General features: G+C 65.9%; 16 protein-coding genes and 1 pseudogene. 6 read left to right on the top strand and 11 right to left on the bottom strand.

Annotation, left to right across the window (positions count from 1 at the left end; genetic code table 11):
* Nucleotides 1–139 precede the first annotated feature (139 nt).
* Nucleotides 140–1030 (top strand): ABC transporter ATP-binding protein, encoded by an 891-nt coding sequence (locus VGR67_12265; protein ID HEV8337183.1) that lies wholly within the window; start codon nucleotides 140–142, stop codon nucleotides 1028–1030.
* Between the two features lie 5 nt (nucleotides 1031–1035).
* A complete protein-coding gene (locus VGR67_12260; GenBank protein ID HEV8337182.1) occupies nucleotides 1036–4665 on the top strand; it encodes a M1 family aminopeptidase in 3630 nt (1209 codons plus the stop codon).
* On the opposite strand, the gene VGR67_12255 is transcribed toward VGR67_12260, so the two are convergent.
* Together VGR67_12255 and VGR67_12250 are read right to left on the bottom strand one after the other, a co-directional pair.
* Nucleotides 4662–4811 (bottom strand): hypothetical protein, encoded by a 150-nt coding sequence (locus VGR67_12255; GenBank protein ID HEV8337181.1) that lies wholly within the window; start codon nucleotides 4809–4811, stop codon nucleotides 4662–4664. The two genes, VGR67_12260 and VGR67_12255, sit on opposite strands and share 4 nt — an antisense overlap.
* A 65-nt stretch (nucleotides 4812–4876) precedes the next feature.
* Nucleotides 4877–5338, bottom strand: coding sequence for a hypothetical protein (locus VGR67_12250; GenBank protein HEV8337180.1), 462 nt, complete (start codon nucleotides 5336–5338; stop codon nucleotides 4877–4879).
* Nucleotides 5339–5660: 322 nt separating this feature from the next.
* Here VGR67_12250 and VGR67_12245 point away from each other — a divergent pair, with 322 nt between their 5' ends.
* Complete coding sequence (locus tag VGR67_12245; GenBank protein ID HEV8337179.1) at nucleotides 5661–6284, top strand: hypothetical protein; 624 nt, start codon at nucleotides 5661–5663, stop codon at nucleotides 6282–6284.
* A pseudogene (locus VGR67_12240) lies at nucleotides 6285–6571 on the top strand (ATP-dependent DNA ligase). It begins immediately after the preceding gene.
* A gap of 36 nt (nucleotides 6572–6607) precedes the next feature.
* Here the strand turns inward: VGR67_12240 and VGR67_12235 are convergent.
* From VGR67_12235 to VGR67_12195, 9 genes are all read right to left on the bottom strand, one after another.
* A complete protein-coding gene (locus VGR67_12235) occupies nucleotides 6608–7171 on the bottom strand; it encodes a hypothetical protein (protein HEV8337178.1) in 564 nt (187 codons plus the stop codon).
* 332 nt (nucleotides 7172–7503) lie between these two features.
* Nucleotides 7504–9066: an ABC transporter permease/substrate-binding protein gene (locus tag VGR67_12230; GenBank protein HEV8337177.1), complete on the bottom strand. Its 1563-nt coding sequence runs from the start codon at nucleotides 9064–9066 to the stop codon at nucleotides 7504–7506.
* Nucleotides 9063–9869, bottom strand: a complete 807-nt coding sequence (locus VGR67_12225; protein HEV8337176.1) for an ABC transporter ATP-binding protein — start codon at nucleotides 9867–9869, stop codon at nucleotides 9063–9065. The genes VGR67_12230 and VGR67_12225 overlap by 4 nt, the downstream gene beginning before the upstream one ends.
* 54 nt (nucleotides 9870–9923) lie before the next feature.
* Nucleotides 9924–10304 (bottom strand): VOC family protein, encoded by a 381-nt coding sequence (locus VGR67_12220; GenBank protein HEV8337175.1) that lies wholly within the window; start codon nucleotides 10302–10304, stop codon nucleotides 9924–9926.
* Between the two features lie 105 nt (nucleotides 10305–10409).
* A complete protein-coding gene (locus tag VGR67_12215) occupies nucleotides 10410–11957 on the bottom strand; it encodes an MFS transporter (GenBank protein HEV8337174.1) in 1548 nt (515 codons plus the stop codon).
* 244 nt (nucleotides 11958–12201) lie between these two features.
* Nucleotides 12202–13167: a DUF5996 family protein gene (locus tag VGR67_12210; GenBank protein HEV8337173.1), complete on the bottom strand. Its 966-nt coding sequence runs from the start codon at nucleotides 13165–13167 to the stop codon at nucleotides 12202–12204.
* 98 nt (nucleotides 13168–13265) lie between these two features.
* Complete coding sequence (locus VGR67_12205; protein HEV8337172.1) at nucleotides 13266–14354, bottom strand: lipid A deacylase LpxR family protein; 1089 nt, start codon at nucleotides 14352–14354, stop codon at nucleotides 13266–13268.
* A 20-nt stretch (nucleotides 14355–14374) separates the two neighbouring features.
* Nucleotides 14375–15316 (bottom strand): NADP-dependent oxidoreductase, encoded by a 942-nt coding sequence (locus VGR67_12200; protein HEV8337171.1) that lies wholly within the window; start codon nucleotides 15314–15316, stop codon nucleotides 14375–14377.
* 220 nt (nucleotides 15317–15536) lie between these two features.
* The gene (locus tag VGR67_12195) at nucleotides 15537–16574 is read right to left on the bottom strand and encodes a PA0069 family radical SAM protein (protein ID HEV8337170.1); all 1038 of its coding nucleotides are present in this window, start codon (nucleotides 16572–16574) and stop codon (nucleotides 15537–15539) included.
* 361 nt (nucleotides 16575–16935) lie between these two features.
* On the opposite strand from VGR67_12195, the gene tssI reads away from it, so the two are divergent.
* Both tssI and VGR67_12185 read left to right on the top strand, forming a co-directional pair.
* Nucleotides 16936–18465 (top strand): type VI secretion system tip protein TssI/VgrG, encoded by a 1530-nt coding sequence (gene tssI / locus VGR67_12190; protein HEV8337169.1) that lies wholly within the window; start codon nucleotides 16936–16938, stop codon nucleotides 18463–18465.
* Nucleotides 18466–18889: 424 nt separating this feature from the next.
* Complete coding sequence (locus VGR67_12185) at nucleotides 18890–19549, top strand: hypothetical protein (protein ID HEV8337168.1); 660 nt, start codon at nucleotides 18890–18892, stop codon at nucleotides 19547–19549.
* Nucleotides 19550–19774: the final 225 nt, after the last annotated feature.

The raw sequence follows: 19774 nt of genomic DNA, 5'->3' as shown, positions 1-19774 counted from the left end.
CTGAGAGGTAACCTCCTGGGATAAGATGCTTTGAGAAGGACGAGCCGGCCCCCGCATGTGCCAGAAACGGACATTCCAAGAACCGAACCGGGCCATGATGCGTAATAGAGGTAGTCACCCTGACACGCGAGGAGGAACCATGACCCCGGAGCTCGTCGTCGACAACATCTCCAAGACCTATTCCAACGGCGTCCAGGCGCTGAAAGGCGTCTCGCTCCGGATCCCGGCGGGAATGTTCGGCTTGCTGGGGCCGAACGGGGCGGGCAAGTCGACGCTGATGCGCACCATCGCCACCCTGCAGGAGCCCGACACCGGCTCGATCACCTTCGGCGAGATCGACGTCCTCCGGCAGAAGGACGCGGTGCGGCGGACGCTCGGATACCTGCCGCAGGAGTTCGGGCTGTATCCCAAGGTCTCGGCCCTGGAGATGCTCGAGCATTTCGCCGTCCTCAAGGGGATCGTCGACGGACGGAAGCGCGCCGAAATCGTCGAGGCGGTCATGCACCGCACGAACCTCTGGGACGTGCGGAAGCGGAAGCTGGGGACCTTCTCCGGAGGGATGAAGCAGCGCTTCGGGATCGCCCAGGCGCTTCTCGGCAATCCCCGCCTGATGATCGTCGACGAGCCGACCGCCGGGCTCGATCCGGCGGAGCGGCTCCGCTTCCACAACATGCTGAGCGAGATCGGCGAGAACGTCGTGGTCATCCTGTCGACGCACATCGTCGAGGACGTCAGCGACCTGTGCAGCCGGATGGCGATCATCGCCGCGGGGCGCGTCCTGGTGAGCGGCGAGCCGCAGTCGGCCATCGAGAGCCTGCGCGGCCGCGTCTGGAAGAAGATCGTGCCGCGCGACCAGATTGCGGCTTACGAGCGGGAGATGAGCGTGATTTCAACCCACCTGGTGGCCGGGCGCACGGCGCTGCACGTCCTGTCGCCGGCCCGGCCCAATCCCACCTTCGAAGAGGTCTCGGCCGACCTCGAGGACGTCTACTTCTCCACGCTGCGCGACGCCAACCAGAAGGCGGCGTGAGCCTCATGTTCTGGAGAATCTTCGCTTTCGAGATCCGCTACCAGCTGCGCCAGCCGCTCTTCTGGATCGCCGCGATCCTGTTCTTCCTGATGACCTTCGGCGCCGTGACCACCGACGTGATCGTCGTGGGCGGGGCGATTGGCAGCGTCAACCGGAACGCTCCCTTCGTGCTGATGCAGATGCTCCTGGTCATGACCCTCATCGGCACTTTCCTGACCACGGCGTTCGCCGCCGGCAGCGTCTACCGGGACTTCGAGACGCAGGCCGACGCCATCTTCTTCTCGCTGCCGGTGCGCAAGGCCGATTATCTGTTCGGGCGTCTCGCCGGAGCCATGGTCGTGTCGTGGCTGGTGTACATCGCCGTCCTGCTCGGCGTCGCGATCGGAGGCATGATGCCGTGGCTAGAGCCGGAGCGCATCGGCCCCTTCCAGCTGGCGCCCTATCTTTTCTCGATGCTGGCGTTCGTCCTGCCCAACGTGATCATCACCGGCGCGATCTTCTTCGCGCTGGCGACGCTGACCCGCAGCCTCCTGTGGACTTATGCCGGCGTCGTCGTCTTCTTCGTCGGGTACGCGATCTCGGGGATCTTTCTCGGCGATCTCGAGAATCGGAACCTCGCGGCGCTCGCCGACCCCTACGGGTTCGGGGCGTTCGAGCTGGTGACGCGCTACTGGACGGTGATCGAGAAGAACACCGGCGCGATGCCTTTGCGCGGCATTCTTCTCGAGAACCGCCTCCTTTGGCTGGCGGTCGCGGCCGTGGTCCTAGTCTTCACCTGGGCGCGCTTCCGATTCACGACCGTCGCGGGCGGCGGCGCCCGCCGCAGCACGCGGCGGCAGATGGAAGCCGAGAGCGCGGCGGCCGGCGCTCCGGCGGCGGCCTCGGCGCCTTTGCCCGCCGCCCCGCGAGCTTTCGGCCGCTCGGCGGCCTGGTCACAGTTCGTGCGCCAGACGCGCATCGAGACGCTGGGCGCTCTGCGGGGCGCGCCGTTCATGGTGATGCTGTTCGCCGGGCTCCTGAACGTCTTCGGGAGCATCTATGCGCTCGACGACATCTACGGGACGAAGGTTTACCCCGTCACCAACCTGATGCTGCGGGCCATCATCGGCTCGTTCGGCCTCTTCCTGTTCCTGGTCCTGACGTTCTACAGCGGCGACATGGTCTGGCGCGAGCGCAACCTGAGGATGTCGGAGCTGCTGGACGCCCTGCCCGTTCCGACCTGGATTGGGTGGGCCTCGAAGCTCTGCGCCCTCGGGGCGATCATCGTCGTCATGCAGATCGCCGTGATGCTGACCTGCATGGGGTACCAGGCGAGCACCGGCTACTCGAACTTCGAAATCCCGCTCTACCTCAAAGGGCTGTTCCTGGTCGGATTGCCGCAGTTCCTGTTCTATGCCGCGCTGTGCCTGTTCGTGCAGGTCCTGGTGGACAACAAGTTCGTCGGCTGGCTCGCGTCGAGCCTATTCTACATCGCCGGCTTCGTCCTGCCCGCGATGCGGCTCGAGCACCATCTCTACCGTTTCGGCACGACTCCGGACGCCCCTTATTCCGACATGAACGGTTACGGGCATTTCGTCCAGCCGCTCGCCTGGTTCTATCTCTATTGGGGGCTGGTCTGTCTGGGTCTGGTCGTCCTGGCGCACCTTCTGTGGGTACGGGGCTCCGAAGCCTCGCTCCGGCTGCGGTTGCGGGTCGCCCGCCAGCGGCTGACGCGCCCCGCCGCTGCGAGTCTCGTCACCGCGGCTGCGGGGACGCTGGCCGCCGGCGCCTTCATCTTCTACAACACCAACGTCCTGAATCACTACCGGCCCACGAAGACGGGCTACGACCGGCAGGCGCGCTACGAGAAGCAGTACCGGAAGTACCTGCGGCTTCCGCAGCCGCGCATCACCGGCGTCGAGGCCGACGTCGACATCTATCCGGAGACGCGCTCGGTCGCCATCCGGGGGCGCTACGATCTGGAGAACAAGACGGGGGCGCCGGTCGATCGGCTGCACCTCTCACTGAACCCCGACGTCGTCGTGCGATCCTTGAAGCCGTCCGGCGGAAAGCTCGACATGGAGGACAAGGACCTCGGCTACCGGATCTACCGCCTCGAGCCGCCGCTGGCCCCGGGCGGCCGGATGGAGGTCACCTACGATCTGGCGATTCAGAACCGCGGATTCGTGAACAACGGCAGCCGCAACCAGTTCGTCGCCAACGGCACGTTCTTCAACAGCGCCGACTTCTTCCCCCACGTCGGCTATTCCAAGACCGCCGAGTTGGACGATCCGACCGAGCGCCGCCGCCGCGATTTGCCTCCCGTGCAGCGCTTCCCCAAGATCGACGACGCCTCGGCGCGCGCCGACAACTACCTCTCCGGTGAGGCGGACTGGGTGCGCTTCGCCACCACGGTCAGCACCAGCCCGGATCAGATGGCCATTGCCCCGGGATATCTCAAGCGGGAATGGACCGCCAACGGCCGGCGCTATTTCCGTTACGAGATGGACTCCCCGATTTTCGATTTCTTCGCCTACCTGTCGGCCCGTTACGCCGTCAAGCGCGACCGCTGGCACGACGTCGACATCGAGATCGATTACCATCCCGGCCATCCCTACAACGTCGACCGGATGATTGCGGCCGTGAAGAAATCCCTCGACTACTTCACGACCGAGTTCGGCCCCTATCAGCACCATCAGGTCCGGATCGTCGAGTTTCCGCGTTACGAGCGCTTCGCGCAGTCGTTCCCGAACACCATTCCCTTCTCCGAGAGCATCGGCTTCATCGCGCGGCTCGACGATCGGCCCGACGCGATCGATTACGTCTCCTACGTCACGGCCCATGAAGTGGCGCACCAGTGGTGGGCGCACCAGGTGATGGGCGGCAACGTCCAGGGCGCCACCCTGCTTTCCGAGACGATGTCGCAATACTCGGCCCTGATGGTCATGGAGCACCTCGTCGGTCCCGAGAAGATGCGCCGCTTCCTGAAGTACGAGCTGGACCGCTACCTGCAAGGGCGCGGCGGCGAGCGGATCGAGGAGCTTCCTTCCTATCTCGTGGAGAACCAGCCCTACATCCACTACCGCAAGGGAAGCCTGGTGATGTACGCCCTCAAGGATTACGTCGGAGAGGAGCCGCTCAACGCGGCGCTGGCGCAATACGTGAAGGCGACGGCATTCCAGCAGCCGCCCTACACCTACTCGATCGAGTTCCTGGACTACATCCAGAGGGCGGTCCCGGAGGACCGGCGGGCGATCCTCGACGATCTCTTCCGGAAGATCACCTTGTACGAGAACAAGGCGGTCGCCGCCACCTGGTCGAAGCGCGACGACGGCAAGTACGTCGTGCGGATCGAAGTCGGCGCCGCGAAGTACCACGCCGACGGGTCGGGGCGCGAGACGAAAGTTCCGATGGACGATTGGATCGACTTCGGGGTGTTCGGGAGCCGCGATCCGAAGGGACCGTCCGAAGGGCGCCTGCTGGCCCTCGAGAAGCGCCACGTCGACGGCTCGGCCAGCACGTTCGAGATGGTCGTCGATCAGCAGCCGGTGAAAGCCGGCATCGATCCCTTCAACAAGCTGATCGACCGCGATCCCGACGACAACCTGGTATCGGTCACCCAGGGTGCCAGCCCGGCTCGGGCCGCGGCGCGCTAAGCGGCCGAATCGATCGGTCCGGGTGCTTCGAGAGAGCTGGAGGGATCCATTCCGCGGATCACCAGACGCTGCAGGGCCCGCACGCGCGGCAGCAAGAACCACAAGGTCGCGAAGATTCCGAGCATCCCGAGCGCCAGCCACGGCATCGGCCGTCTCCCCACGATGATCCCGCCGACCAGGTAGAAATCGATGCAGAGGCTTATGGCCAGGCCTAGTCTCGCGTCTCCGCAATCCGGCGGCGGGCGGCGCCCAGCGCGCTTCGGGCCGTCAGGTAGAGAAGCGCGCCGGTGACTCCGAGGAATAGGTCGCGCATCGTGTTGCCGAGGCTCAGCTGGACGTTGGTGTCGAAGATATGGTCGACCACGAATTCCGCGAATTCCCACCCCAAGGCGATGGCGCACGTCAGACCGAAGGAAAGCAGGTCCAGCGCCGTGTCCGTCAGCGCTCCGAGTAACGGCGCGGCCGCTGAGCCGGCGTGGCGGAAGAAGAAAGCGGCCGCCGCTCCCCCCAGCAGGTGCATCACCGGATCGAGGTAGGGCTCGTGACCTAAGATCGCTCCGAGGGCTGCGTGCAGCACGAGAACCGTCGCCGGCACCCAAGCGGCCTCCCGCGCCAGGCGGTGCAAGATGGTTCGACCGGCCCCCGTCATTTCCGCCGTTCCGTTCGTTTTCACCCTTTCCCTTCTTTGATTTCGCTCGGAGGCCACTGACCGGCCCAGCCGACTGCTGCCCGGCAGTCCAAAGGCCTCGGAGCCGCCCACCCAGCTGCATTCCAGAAGCATCTATGTTCTCACGAAAAGTCTCCCGAGAGGACCCGAGCGACGGGGCGGGCCGTGGGCACGTCATGACCTCCGGGTCCTTCCTGTTCATTATTAATAGGGGCGCTTTTCCTCCATCCGCCGGGACCGGCAGCTCTTCCCGAGGAAGTTCACGGCCGGGCTGCGGCGTCCGTTCCCTGAGAATACTCTTTCGCAGAACGCGGCTTTAGAATGAGCCATGAGGCGCATCTATCTTCTTTCCCCCGCGCACTGTGGGGGCCGGCGAGCCGGGCTTCTTCTCAGCGAGAAGGCCGGATTCGAGTTGGCCTGCAGGCTCCGTAGTCCCGGGGGCGCTCCCCTCTCCGAGGTCTTCACCTTCCTGAGCGGCCTCTACTTCCGCGGCAAGGTGGCCTACGCCGGCGCCTTCTCCTCCCCGCCGCGCGGCCTTCCCGGCGCCCTGGTCATCACTCCCGGCTACGGATTGAGGCGGCCCGAGGAGGCGATCACGCTGTCGTTCCTTCGCCGGCTGGCGGACGTTCCAATTGATCCCGCCGATCGGCGCTATCGCGGGCCGCTCCTGCGCGACGTTGGTAGGCTCGCCGCGTCGGCGGGACCCGAATGCCACTTCATCCTGCTGGGGAGCATCGCCACCGGGAAATACCTCGATCTTCTCACTGGCGTCCTCGGCGACCGGGTGCGCTTCCCGGCAGAGTTCGTGGGCCGGGGCGACATGAGCCGCGGCGGATTGATGCTGCGCTGCGTCGACGAAGGACGTCCGCTGCGCTACGTGATGCTGGATCCCGGCGACCGCCACGGCCGGCGCCCGGGCCGTCTCCCGCCGCGCCGCCGCCTCGCGATGTAGCTCGAGCCGCTCATTCATCCGCCGGGGTTCACGGGAGCGGCTCCCGGCGGTCCGAGCCGCTGGTCCACCCAGCGCTCGGGGAATGGGTTCCTCTCGCGCCACGCTTGGTGGTCGAAGTGAGGTACGATCACTTCACGGGGAATCGGTTCCGCCATGGAACGCGTTTCTTGCGCTGGAGGCCGGACAAGTCGCCCAGGCAATGCACGCTCGCGCAGGTGCGGACGGAGCGGGCGATAAGAATCGCGGCGCTGCTTCCACCTCCGCGAGCCGCGCGGGCCGGAGCCTGAGCCCCCACCCGCGCGACCCTGGCCTCTCCTTCCTTCCTACCGGGCGCTCACCCTGCGTTGGGGCGGCGCCGTCTCCAAAAGATCCTCGAACAAGGCCCGGTAATGGACCAGCGCCTGCCGCAGGTCCTCGGTCATGGCCTTGCCCTCCCGGTTCGTCACCGCGATCGCCCGGGCGGCCCGATAGTGGTTGACCACCTCGGGGTGATCCACCGAAATGTCCGCGGCGCGCTGCTCGAAGTCGACCATCGGATAGCCCCGCGCCTGCATCACTTCCTTGACCAGCCCATCGGCGTCGGTGACCGCCGCCGGCGGATCGTCCACGAACCGTATCTGAGCCTCCTCCCAGGCCTTCGTGAACCCCCGCTGCTGATCGAGCGACAGCGGATGGATGTCGAACGATTTGACCCGCTTCTCTCGCGCCGCCAGCTCGCGCTCCGCCGAGCGAGGGCCGCCGAAGGTTTCGACCGCCTTGCCGTACTCGGGCCCGAACTGATCCCGGAGATGGCTGCTTTGACGCCTGCGAACCGCGGACCAAATGGCCAGTCCAAGAGCCACGATAGCGATCACCGCTACGATGGCAATCACCGCGTTGTTGTCCATCAGAACCTCCGTCGCGCTGCTTTCCGTTTCACCCCACCCCCTCGACGGCTCATTCCATTCTCGGCCCGCCCCGCGGGCGATTCAAGTAGGGTGATTTGCCCGTCGGCCGCAAACCGATGTCAGGCTGAGCCCGTCGGGCTGGGCCCGACCGCGGCGTCCGGCCGAGACCTGACATCCCTTGGTCGACCCGGCCGGCTGAGGGCCAGCCCCAGGTCGGCACCTATCCAAGGCATGATTCGACGGCATGGCGCTCGTGGAAGACTTCACGCAGGCGCTGCTCGAAGACAGGCTTGACCTCGGCCGGCGGCGTTTTCATCCGTCTTGCCGCCGACTTAAGAACCGGTCCGCCGGGATCCGGGAAGGCGGTCGAGAAAGTCTCGCGCGACCTCACCGGGACTGCGCCCTTCCCGGTCCACGGCGGAATTCATGCGCCGCATCTCCTCCGGCTGAATCGATCCGGAGAGCTCGCGCAGAGCGGCCAGAGCTTCCGGCCGCTCCCGGGCCAGGCGCGGGCCGACCAGGATGATGGCGTCGTAGGGAGGGATGGCATGACGGTCATCCTCGAGGATCGCCAGGTGGTAGGCCGCAATCCGGCCGTCGGTGGTGAAGGCGCTGATGACGTCCACCTGGGACTCGGCCACCGCCTGGTACATCAGCGTGGGGTCCATGCTTCGGCGGGCCCGGAAGGCGAAGCCGTAGACGCGCTCGAGCGCGGCCCATTCCGGCCGGCTGAAGAACTCGTAGTCCCCCGCGATCTCGAGCGACCGGGCGTGCACCGCCAGCCTGCTGAGGGAGTCGGCGCCGAGCTGCCGCGCGCGATCCGCCCGCATCGCCAGGGCATAGGCGTTCTCGAACCCCAGAGCGCCGACGAGCGTGATCCCGTGCTCCCTCTTCAGGTATCGCCCGACCTCCTCCAGCACCTCGCTCCGATCGGGCGGGATCCCCGTCCGTTTCATGATCGTCGCCCAGATCGTTCCGGAGTAGTCGACGTAGGCGTCGATGTCGTTGGCGCGCAGGGCGTCGAACGCCACGGTCGATCCGAGCGAGGGGACCACCTTCGCGCTCCGGCCGGTTTCGCGCCGGACGTGGGTGGCCAGGATCTCGCCCAGGACGTACTGCTCGGTGAAGGTCTTGGCGCCGATGAGAACCGGGCGGTCGCCCGCCGCCGCCCCCATCCCGAAGCTGGCGGCGGCGTAGAGCGTCAGGACGCCCAAGATTCCGGCCGCGCCGGCGGTGAGCTGGGGCCGTCGCTGGCGGATTCCCGTTTCCAGCGCCCGCACCAGGGTGTCGAGGCCGATGGCGAGACCGGCGGCGCTCGCGCAGCCCACCAGGACCGCTTTGAAATTGCGAGTCTGCAGGCCGCTGAAGATGTAGTTCCCGAGGCTGCTCGCCCCCACCGGCGTCGACAGCGTCGCGATCCCCACGACCCACACGGTGGAGGTCCGGATCCCGCCCACGATCACCGGCATCGCCAGCGGCAGCTCGACCCGCCAGAGCTGCTGCCGATCGGTCATGCCGACGCCGCGGGCCGCCTCGCGGAGCGCGGGGTCGACCCCGTTGATCCCGATGATGGTGTTCTGCAGGATGGGAAGGATGCTGTAGAGCGTCAATCCGACGATCGCCGGGAGGAAGCCGATGCTGCGAATCTCGATCCCGGCGCCGGAGGCGAGCGCGCCCAGCCAGGCGAGAAGCGGGACCATCACCGCCAACAGGGCGAGGCTCGGGATCGTCTGGATCACGCCGGCGACGACGAGGACCGCCGCGCCGAGACGCCGGCGACGGGTCGACCAGATTCCGATCGGGACGCTCACGATCGAACCCAGGAGCAGCGCCAGGAGGGTGAGCTGGAGATGGTCGGTCAGGTACTCCGGCAGCAGAGCGAGCTGCTCTCTCATCGCGGTTCCTGCCTTTTCCCCGACTCCCCTCCCACCAGATCCTTCAGCGCTCCGGCCTGCCGGGCCGGCGTCGCCATCAGGCTCGCGACGTAGTCGTCGGCCGGCCGGCGCACAAGCTCCTCCGGCGTCCCGACCTGGACCAGCCTGCCATGGTTCATCACCGCCACCCGGTCGCCGAGAAGAAGCGCCTCGATCATGTCGTGGGTGACGAAGATGGCCGTCAGTTCGAGCCGCCGCCGGATCCGCTGGAACGATTGTTGGATCCGATCGCGCGTGAGAGGGTCGAGGGAGCCGAACGGCTCGTCCAGCAGCATGACCTTGGGCTCGGCCGCGAGCGCTCGGGCGACGCCGACCCGTTGCTGCTGCCCGCCCGACAGCTCGGACGGCCGCCGGTCGCGAAACGCGGCGGGGTCCAGCTCGACGAGATCGAGTAGCTCGTCCACGCGACGGGCGATGCGGCCCGCATCCCAGCCGAGCAGCGACGGGGTGACAGCGATGTTCCCGGCGACGGTGAGATGCGGAAACAGGCCGACTTGCTGGAAGCAGTAGCCGATCCGCCGGCGCAGCTCGGGACCTGGAACCGACTGCGCCTCCGCACCGTCGACGAAGATCCCGCCGGAGCTGGGCTCGATGAGCCGGTTCACCATCTTGAGCGTGGTGGTCTTGCCGCTCCCCGAGCCTCCCAGCAGGACGACCAGCTCTCCGCGCCCGACGGAGAGCGACACGCGATCCACCGCGAGCGTGTCGCCGTAACGGCGGCTCACCTCCCGGAGCTCGATCACCGGCCTCGCCGAATCGGCCACACGCCTCCCCGACTCCGGACGCCGAGAGCGGAGGGATCCCTCGTTATGGAGGACTTACTTCTCTTCGAGCACCGACAGGATGTTCCCCGCGGGATCCTTGAACCACGCGATGCTGGGGGCGCCCTGACAGCGCGCGATCCCCTTCTCGTTGGTCTTGATGTTGGGTTCATCATAGTGCTCGAAGCGCACGCCCTTCCGGGAGAGCTCGTCGACCGTTTCCTCGATGTCGGCAACGGGGAAATTGAGGACGGTGAAGGTCGCCGGCGTGTGGTTCGGCTTGGGATACATGAAGATTTTCGCCTGGCCCGGAACGTGCAGCTCCAGTCCTTCTGGCTTTTCAGAGACCTCCAATCCGAGCGTGCGGTGATAGAACTCCTTCGCCTTCTGCAAATCGTTCACCGAAAAACTGGAAAATGGCTTCCCGTTCGTGAACATGGTCTGTCTCCTTGCGCCAGATCGCTTAGGGATCGCACGGTCGGCAACCTGCCGACCGCAACGAGGGCCGGCCGTCGTCGCGGACTACGGTCGCCGCTTCGAGCTTCAAGAAATCCTACCACCGGGAGGGCTCTGGTCCAACGACCCCGTCGCGGATCTGCCGCGGATCGACGCGCCGGCGATCGCGGCGGCAAGAGCCAGCGCCGCCGCGCCGATCATCACCAGGCGAAACCCTGAGACGAACGCCTCGTCGATCGCCCGCCGGACGGCGGCCCGCTGCGCCGGCGCCATGGACGGCACGGAATCCAGCTCGGCGCCCGCCATCTTCGGTAGCTCACGATCGATCGCCGTCCTCACCGGGGACGGCAACTCGAGGGGGTCGAGGCGGAGCCGGACCCGCGTATCGAAGGTCCTCACCAGCAGCGCTCCGAAGACCGCGATGGCGAGCAGCCCGGCGACGCGCGCCACCGCGTTGTTGACGCCCGACGCGACGCCCGCATGGTCGCGCTCCACGGCGCCCATCGCGGTCGTCGTCAAGGGCGCGACGGTGATCGCCATGCCGAGGCCGAGCACCACGATCGCCGGGAAGAACGTCGTCCAGTACGGGCCTCCGACGCCCGGTCTCGCGTACAGGGCCAGCCCCGCCGCGCTGATCAGCGGTCCGAGAGTCAGCGGCAAGCGGCTGCCCATCCGGGCGACCAGACCGCCCGACCAGCGCGACAACGCGAACAGGATCAGGGGGAACGGCAGGAACGCGGCGCCCGCCGACGTCGCGGTGTAGTGCTGGACCTGGATGAGGTTCATGGGGACGACGAACAGAGTGACGCCAAGACCGGCGTACAGCAGCAGCGTGAGGAGGTTCGCGAGCGTAAACGGCCGCGAGCGGAACAGTCTCAACGGCAGCATCGGGTTCCGCGCCCGCCGTTCGACCGGCACGAGAAGCGCGAGCGCGGCGGCGCCCGCCGCGATCCCGCCGAGCACCGGGGGGCTCGCGCCGAGGCTTGGCCACTCGAGCAGGCCGAACACGATCCCGCCGAGGCCGCCGACCGCCAGCGCCGCGCCGGTCCAATCGACGTGGCCGAGGCGCGACGGATCGCGGCTCTCCGCCGTGAAGCGCCAGGCAAGCGCCACCACGACCGCCGCCAGCGGCAGGTTCAGGAAGAACACGGCGCGCCAGCTCACGTGCTCGATGAGCCAGCCGCCGGCGATCGGTCCGAGGGCCGAAGTCATCGCGCTGAACCCCGACCAGGTTCCGATGGCGCGGCCCCGGCCGGCGTCGTCGAACGTCGCGCTGATGATCGCCAGGCTGCCGGGGACGAGGAACGCGGCGCCGATGCCCTGGAGCGCCCGGCCGGCGATCAACACGCGCGCCGAGCCCGCCAGGCCGCACAGCGCCGACGCGGTCGTGAACAGCGCCACCCCGGCGAGGAAGACGCGCTTGCGCCCGAGCTGGTCTCCCAGCGAGCCGCCGACCAGAATCAGCGCCCCGAGGAACAGGGCGTAAGCCTCGATGACCCACTGGACTTCGGTGATGGTAGCGTCGAGATCCGCCTGGAGCGCCGGCAGCGCCACGTTCACGACGGTCGCGTCGATGAACGTCAGGCTCGATCCCAGAATCATGGCGGCGAGCGTCCAGGCGCGGGGGGAAGGCATGCGCGATTATGGCCCGCGAGGGGCTCAGGTGGAAAGCTCCGCCGAGAAGATTGGAGCTGCGGCCCTCGTGGCTCCCGCTCCGACATCCTCTCTCGTCGCGGCCCTCGGCCGCTCCAAGGAGAAGGCAATTACTCCAGTGGTTCATCGCTCAAAGCAGGGACGAATACGGGGAGGAGGACAGCAACAGAGGGATCTGGGAGGGCTGGCGGGTGAATCGCAAGCGCGTGCGCGGGGCGCTCGAGCGCTAGACCTGCCGGGGCACGCCGGGTTCACCGAATGAGCTGTCGAGCTCCGCCCGATTCCAGCCTGCCAGGTTGGCAGCCGCTTCGTACGTGCTCTGCAAGAATTCGAGCAGCGTCGCCTCCGGATCCGGCGCGCTCCTTACCGCCGCATACGGCAGCATGAACAAGCCGAGCTTTGCCTCGTACAGCGCGCCGACAGGTCGAACCGCCGCCGTCCGGAAGCCCTCGGGCTCCGGATAGGCGTACGAGTAGAAGGCCGCGTCGTCGGCTCCGCTGCCGCCCGGCCAGAAGCCGGCGCTGCTCACCTCGTGCGAATAGGCCTCGACGTTCACGGCATCCGGCAGGTGCGGCACGCCACCCGGATGTCGCGGCGCACGGCGGCCCGAAAAGCGCGTCACTGCCAAGTCGAGACCGCCCCAGAACAGGTGCACCGGACTCACCTTGCCGAGGAACCCGGAGCGAAAGCGTACGAGAACGCGCTCGGTGTGGAGCAAGGCGCGCCAGAAGCGCCGGACGGCGTCGGCATCGTAGGGGCGAGGCGCCCTGTCTTCGGCGAACGGCACGGCCTTCGGCATCTCGCTCGGCCGGTCGTGCATGGCGATCTCGAGTCCCAGCTCGGCGAGGGCGGCCCGGAAGCGAGCGTGAAAATCGGCGATCGATGCCGGCGCCAGAGCCAGCGTCGCGACGCCGCCATCGCTCGTGGCGATGCGCAGTGCGTCGCCGATGAAGTCGAAATCGATTTGAAACGTGCGCGGTCCATAGGCGATGGTCGACGTCGTGAGACCTCGCGCCGTCAAGTAGAAGGTCGCGTGCCAGGAGTGATTGATCCAGGGAGTTTGTGCGAGCCGCACCTTGCCGACAATCTGCGTCCATAGGTGCAGCGTCGTGCACGTGGGCTCCCAGTCCTTGTAGCTGAGTGCCGGCCAGTCCCCGGACGTCGAGCGATGAGGCAGCATGTCGCTAATCATAATGCCAAACCCCGGAAATGGGCAGCCGTGGCAGCGCAGGCTCACGTCCGGCGTGAGTTTCAGCGAGCTTCGACAGGCGTGGTACCGGGAAGTGGCCGCTAGAAGCGGTACTCGAAAGAGAAGTTGACCCAGTCGAGCGTCCCGTCGATGCCTGCCGGAACCGAGCTGAAGTACCGGTAGTAGGTAACGTGGACGCTGAATGGGACCCGGGTCAGGTGCACCCCGAAGAGCACGTCCTCCTTGCCGGGATACGGTCTGAGCTTCGGCTGATTCCCGCCGCTCTCGGTCGGGCCCCCCTCGGACGGCGCCAGGTAGGTGATCCAGTGGCGACGCACGACCAGGTTGAAATAGATGCGCCAGCCGTACAGGTCGATCAGGGGCTGCTCCGGGTCGAGGTAGACGGGATCGAGGACCATCCCGACGCCGGGCGGGTCGGGGATCTTCGTGAACCCCATCGGCAATCCCCACCCGAACCGCAGCTCAACCTCGCCATTCACGCGAGTGGTCAGGTTCCCGGCCGCCGCCTCGCTACCGACGGCGAGGTCGGCGGCGAACCGTCTGGGGAGGTAGGCAGCCACCGCGGGGCTGAACAGCTTGTAGCGGTACTCGTAGTTCAGGTTGGCCAGCGCCTTGTTCGAGAGCTGATTCTTCCATCCCTTGGGCGGATCCCCGAAGCCGAGATCCTCATGAATGAATTTCTGCACGTCCTCGGCCTGGGAGCAGGGACCCATGCACCCGAGGTAGATCTGCAGCGCCCCCAGCTTCCGGTTGTCGTACGACGACCAGGTGCCGGTCACGCCGAGCGAGCCGGCCCACGGCGCGTCGTTCGGCTGCGGCGCGGCGATGCTGATGTCTTTCGGCGTGATGATGATCTGGCTCAATGCGAACGCCCAGCGGACGACGCGGCGGCCCGGGCCATCATCCCCCAGCCCGGGCAGCTTACCGATCCAGCCGGCGTAGGCGGGATTCCACTGGTCCATCACCCGCGAATGCACCTGGAAGCTCCAGCCTGCCGAGAACGCGTCGTCGGATCCGATGAAGCTGTCGTTGTCGAACTCGAACCGGAACATCTTGAGGTCCCAGGGCGATTTAGTTTGCCGATCATCGGCGGCGAAACCTGGGGAGAGACCGCCGCAGGCTCCCATCAAGGCAGTCAGGATCAGCGCGCGAAGGGTTGGGCGGCGCATCGCTTCAAGCTCCCGTTGAGTCAAACCACCTTGAGCGCGATTTTCCCGCGCGTGTGGCCGGTTTGGATGAGCTCCTGGGCGCGGCGCGCCTCGGACAGGGGCAGAACGGTGTCGACCACGGCCTTCAATTTCCCGGAGTCAACCAGCTTGGTGATGGCGTTCAAGGATTCGGCCTTCATTTCATTGACCATGAACGCAGCCCGCACGCCATGTTTCTCCGCTTCCGCCTGGGCCGGAGGCTGCGCGATGGAAACCAGGATGCCGCCTCGCTTGAGGGTCTTCCAGGAGCGCGCCTGCGTCTCACCGCCTTGGGTATCAAACACCATGTCCACATCGCGAACCTCGTCCTCAAAACGGACCGATTCGTAATCAATGGCTTCATCGGCGCCCAATTCCTTGAGATAGCTTTGGTTGCGCTTCGATGCCGTGCCGATGACATGGACGCCCTTGGCATGCGCAAGCTGCACGGCGAACCCCCCCACGCCGCCGGTCGCTCCGTGGATCAGAACCTTCTGGCCGGGACGCAATCCGCCCACTTCGAACAAGGCCTTCCAGGCCGCCAGGCTCGCCGAGGCGATGGCGGCCGCATGGATGTGGTCTACCGTTTTCGGCTTGGCGGCCACCAAGGTTTCCTTCACGGCAATATATTCGGCATAGGCGCCCAGCCCATACCCATAAACTTCGTCGCCCGTTTTCCAGCGCGTGACGCCTTCGCCAAGAGCCTCGACCACTCCGGAGAAATCGAAACCCAGCGTGAGCGGCAAGGGTGCATCCTTCCCGAACAATCCATTGCGGAACTTCCAATCCGCGGGATTGACCGCGCTGGCATGGATCCGGATCAGGACCTCGCCCGCCGCGGCGACCGGCCGCGGGGCGTCTTCATACCGCAACACTTCCGGACCGCCGAAGGCGTGGATGCGTACGGCTTTCATGGTGGTCTCGGTTTCACTCCGTTGGCTCATATTCTTCTCCTTGATAGTCTCCCACCTCTTCAGCACATGCGAAGAAAGAACTCTTCCGCAGGTGGCAGATCGTAATCCCCTTCGCCCGGAGATTATTCCTGCATCAGCATATTGCTGCACCCGCGGCCTGTAAACTCTTTCAGGCCGAATTGATGGCCGATCTCATGAATGGAGGCAAAGTCTCGCGAGTGAAGAGTCTTTGAGCAAATCCATCGGCTGGCTATTGGAACAGCGGGATCTGCTTCGGGAGGGCCGGGGCGGGGGCGCTCTTTTTGTCGGCCGGGTCGTAGCGGCGGTGATCGAGGCCGAGGCGCCGGCATTGGGCCTCGTAGAGGCTGTGGATCGCCTCCCAACGCGGGCCCTTGCCGCGCATCCGCTCGCCGAATTCGGAGCGGTAAAGATGTCCTTCACGCATGTCGCGCAGCGCGTGGAGGACCTTCTCGGCGCGCTCGGGGAAGACTTCGTGCAGGCGCTCTTCGAAGACCGGCTTGACCTCGGCCGGCAGCCGCAGGAGCACCAGGAACGCGTCGGTCGCGCCCGCTGCCTTGGCCCGCTCGAGGATCTCGGCGATGGCGCTGTCGTTCAGTCCGGGAATCAGCGGCGCGATCCCCACTCCCACCGGCACGCCCGCCTCCGCCAGCCGGCGAATCGTCTCGAAGCGGGTGGACGGGGCGCTGGCGAGCGGCTCGATCTTCCTCCCGTCCTCGTCGCGGGCGAAGGGGATCGAAATCGTCACGTGGGCGCCGCCGCGACCGCTCATCCGGGCGAGCCGATCGAGGTCGCGTCGGATTAGGGCGCTCTTCGTGATGATCGCGATGCGATGGCGGAACTCGTCGCAGATCTCCAGGCACCGGCGCGTCAGCTCGTAGGAAGCCTCGAGCGGCTGGTAGCAGTCGGTCACTCCCGAGAAGGCGATCGTCTCGCGGCCGCGCCTCCACCGCGGGTGCGCCAGCTCCTTGCGCAACAGCTCCGGGGCGTTGCGCTTGACGACGATCCGGGAGTCGAAATCGGTTCCCGCGCCGAAGCCGAGGTACTGGTGGGTCGGCCTGGCATAGCAATAGGCGCAGGCATGCTGGCAGCCGCGGTAGGGATTGACGCTCCAGGTGAAGCCGACGTCGGGACTGTCGTTCGTCGCCAGGATCGTCTTGGCCTCCTCTTCGTACACTTCCAGCGCCACGAGCGGCGGGGCATCGATCCACTCGACGTGCTGGCTGGACCACGGATTGGGCGGGTTGCTCACCCGCCGGGGCGACTGCATCGGCGCTCCCACGGAGTGCTCTGGCTTCCGGCTTTCAACGAACGCTCGGGGACGGCGTGAAATAGTATAGCGACCGCGGGACGGCTCGGACAGATTTCCGCGGGCCGGCTGGACAGACTCCCACGAGGACAGTGGAAGAGGACAGGCAAGTTCGAAAGGCGACCATGACTTCCATTTTGGCTGAAGTAAACCTGGCCAGGGCCGGATGCCGGGTAATGGTCCTATCCGTGGCCGGACGCCGAAGACGCTTGACCTGTCCGGACTTCTGGCGTCAGAATCGGACCTCTCGCAACATCCTCTCTCCGTTTGCCTGATCGGTGACGGGATCGGCTCTTCGGATGACTATCCCCAGGAGGTCCTCATGAGACACGGCGCCAGGCTCTCGGTCGCACTCATCATTCTGACCCTGGCGGCCGGCGCGGCGGCAGCCATGGAGATCCGCCAGATAGGAGTCGACGCTTCGGCTTCTGATTCCGGGGTTGTCCTGTCGCTGTCCGCGCCCGCCGGGGCTGAGTCTCTGGTGCTCGAAGCGTTCCACGGGCAGGAAGGGATCTCCTCCCTCTTCTCATACCAGCTCGATCTGGTGTCGGCGAGTACCGCCAGCATCTCCGCGAGCGACTTGCTGGGCCGGGAGATCGGCATAAGCGTGACGATGCCGGGAGGACAGACGCGGTACTTCCACGGAATCTGCAACCGCTTCAGCCAGGGCGAGAGGACCCGCTACCAGGCCGAGATCGTGCCCAGGCTCTGGCTCCTGACCCGCACGCGGTCGACCCGCATCTTCCAGGAGATGTCCGTTCCGGACATCCTCGCCACGGTCCTGCGCGAGACTCCCGGCCTCGCCTTCACGATGCAGCTCCAGGGGACCTTCCACCCGCGCACCTACGTGGTCCAGTACCAGGAGAGCGACTTCGCCTTCCTGAGCCGCCTCATGGAGGAGGAGGGAATCTTTTACTTCTTCAGGCACTCGGCGGGCGGCCACACGATGGTGCTCGCCAACACTCCCGAAGGGCACCCGGACCTGGCGGGCGCGTTCCCCTACCGGTGCGCCGCGCTCGACCGCCCCGACACGATCGCGGACTGGGACAAGATTCAGGAGATCCGCTCGGGCAAGACCACCCTAAGAGATCACGAGTTCGAGCTGCCGGGCCAGACTCTCGAGGTGAGCGCGGACATCCAGGATACGGTCGCGGCCGGGCAGGTCCTGCACCGGCTCACCGCCGGCGGCGCCGACGCTCTGAAGCTCTACGACTATCCGGGAGGTTATGCGAAGCGTTTCGACGGCATCGATCCTGGCGGCGCCGAGGGGCCCGACGAGCTCACCAAGATCTTCGAGGACGGCCGGCGCACCGTGGGAATCCGGATGCAGGAAGAAGCGGCCCAGGCGCTCGTCATCCGCGGCGTGTCGACCGCGGCGATCTTTACGCCCGGGCACCGGTTTCAGCTCACCCGGCACTTCGACGGCGACGGAGCGTACGTCCTGACCTCCGTACAGCACTCGGCGCGGGCGGCGACCGACGGCTCGAAGGGGGAATATCGGAACCGCTTCGAATGCATCCCGGCCGGCCTGCCTTTCCGGCCCGCCCGGAAGACTCCGAGACCGGTCGTTCCCGGCACGCAGACGGCGGTCGTGGTCGGGCCCCCCGGCGAGGAGATCTTCACCGACAAATACGGCCGCGTGAAAGTGCAATTCCACTGGGATCGCGAGGGCCGGCGGGACGAGTCCAGCTCGTGCTGGGTGCGCGTCGGGGCGCTTTACGCCGGAACCGAGACCGGGTTCGTTCTCCCCCGCGTCGGCTGGGAGGTGGTGGTCGCCTTTCTCGAGGGGGATCCCGACCAGCCCATCATCGTCGGCAGCGTCTACAATCCGGACCATCTACCTCCAAGGTGACCACTAGGCGTGCACCGCTGTCACGACTCCGCGCCGATCTTCAGCGGCGCGACTCCATTCCTTGCGCTACATGCCGCCACGGGCGTATAGTTTCTCCAACCGCGCCCCCAACTCCGAGCCTGGCGAGCCATTCGCGCGGGGGGTTCGCATGACAATCCATCCCGAGTCCTCGTCACGCCCGGCACCTCCACCGAACCCTTACCACCTGCTCCCTCGCAGTCATATTTTTTCGTACAGGTCAGTCTATTTCGTTGAAAACCTCCGAATGGAGGCGCGCTCTTTTTCCCTCTGTCGTTGGATTGGAGGGGCTTCCCCGCGCAGGCTCGTGCGGCACTACTTTTTTTATTCTCGCCGTCCTCGCAGCCCTATCAAATAACGGGGATCGGCACAAAACTAGTTAGGCATGCATCACGAGGAGCCGAGAGTGAGTACAGTGGGTAAACCATCCGCAATGCCGGCTGAACTAGCCGCGGTTCGAGCGGCGCTTTGGCAGGAAGTTGTTCGCCTGCATATGAAGTGGAAGATATTTAGTGAGCTCTACGGAAGCAAGGAGACAGTTGACCTGCTCAACTTTGGCGCCCAAGCCTATTTCGGCCTAAGCCAACATGTCTGGGCAGACCATATACAATTAGCCATCGCCCGGCTTACGGACCCGCTCAAGTCGGTCGGGAAGGACAATCTCAGTCTAAGCCGGCTTCTTGTACACATCGACCCTGCCGACCCGGCGGGTTTACGCGATCGAGTCAAGGTGCAACTTGACGAACTCGAAACGCTGTGCGGGCCCATCCGACAGCGACGGAGCAAACTTCTCGCCCATTCTGACCTCGACACGATACTTGGGCGTAGCTTAGTTCCCCTCGTGCCAATCACCAAGAAAACCATCGATTCAGCATTCGAGAAAATTCGCGGCATCATGAATGAAGTTGAACGGGCTTACTTGGACCGCACCACACTTTTCGAGTATGCCGTTGATACTGACGCGCAGGAGTTGCTCTACTGCTTGAGACATGCTCGGGAGTATCGGCGGCAGCAACGGATCCGCTCCGGCCTACCGGCGGATCCCGAGAGTCAAAATGAGGCCTAACCTCCGTATGCACGCGACGGTGGGCGTCGGGCTCGCAGCCGACAGGAAGCGTCGGCACTCACCCACCGCGCGTGATACGGCCCGTTAGCAGGATGCTGAAAAACCCTTCATTTTCCCGTTGACGTGATCACTCATCGTTGTACGATGCTCCGGAACTTTTCGGAGGAGCCCACGATGCGCGGAGATGACCGGCACCAAGACGGTGTGTTCAGCTACCTTTCCCCC

The organism is Candidatus Polarisedimenticolia bacterium, from assembly GCA_036004685.1.
GTDB lineage: Bacteria > Acidobacteriota > Polarisedimenticolia > Gp22-AA2 > AA152 > DASYRE01.
Note: the sequence above shows the minus strand (reverse complement) of the source record. Positions and strands in the feature narration are given on the sequence as shown.

Bases quoted from the DNA above. Each gene is read 5' to 3' on its own strand.
- VGR67_12265 (HEV8337183.1), top strand. From the start codon at position 140: ATGACCCCGGAGCTCGTCGTCGACAACATCTCCAAGACCTATTCCAAC.
- VGR67_12260 (HEV8337182.1), top strand. From the start codon at position 1,036: ATGTTCTGGAGAATCTTCGCTTTCGAGATCCGCTACCAGCTGCGCCAG.
- VGR67_12255 (HEV8337181.1), bottom strand. From the start codon at position 4,811: ATGCCGTGGCTGGCGCTCGGGATGCTCGGAATCTTCGCGACCTTGTGG.
- VGR67_12245 (HEV8337179.1), top strand. From the start codon at position 5,661: ATGAGGCGCATCTATCTTCTTTCCCCCGCGCACTGTGGGGGCCGGCGA.
- VGR67_12235 (HEV8337178.1), bottom strand. From the start codon at position 7,171: ATGGACAACAACGCGGTGATTGCCATCGTAGCGGTGATCGCTATCGTG.
- VGR67_12230 (HEV8337177.1), bottom strand. From the start codon at position 9,066: ATGAGAGAGCAGCTCGCTCTGCTGCCGGAGTACCTGACCGACCATCTC.
- VGR67_12220 (HEV8337175.1), bottom strand. From the start codon at position 10,304: ATGTTCACGAACGGGAAGCCATTTTCCAGTTTTTCGGTGAACGATTTG.
- VGR67_12215 (HEV8337174.1), bottom strand. From the start codon at position 11,957: ATGCCTTCCCCCCGCGCCTGGACGCTCGCCGCCATGATTCTGGGATCG.
- VGR67_12210 (HEV8337173.1), bottom strand. From the start codon at position 13,167: ATGATTAGCGACATGCTGCCTCATCGCTCGACGTCCGGGGACTGGCCG.
- VGR67_12205 (HEV8337172.1), bottom strand. From the start codon at position 14,354: ATGCGCCGCCCAACCCTTCGCGCGCTGATCCTGACTGCCTTGATGGGA.
- VGR67_12200 (HEV8337171.1), bottom strand. From the start codon at position 15,316: ATGAGCCAACGGAGTGAAACCGAGACCACCATGAAAGCCGTACGCATC.
- VGR67_12195 (HEV8337170.1), bottom strand. From the start codon at position 16,574: ATGCAGTCGCCCCGGCGGGTGAGCAACCCGCCCAATCCGTGGTCCAGC.
- tssI (HEV8337169.1), top strand. From the start codon at position 16,936: ATGAGACACGGCGCCAGGCTCTCGGTCGCACTCATCATTCTGACCCTG.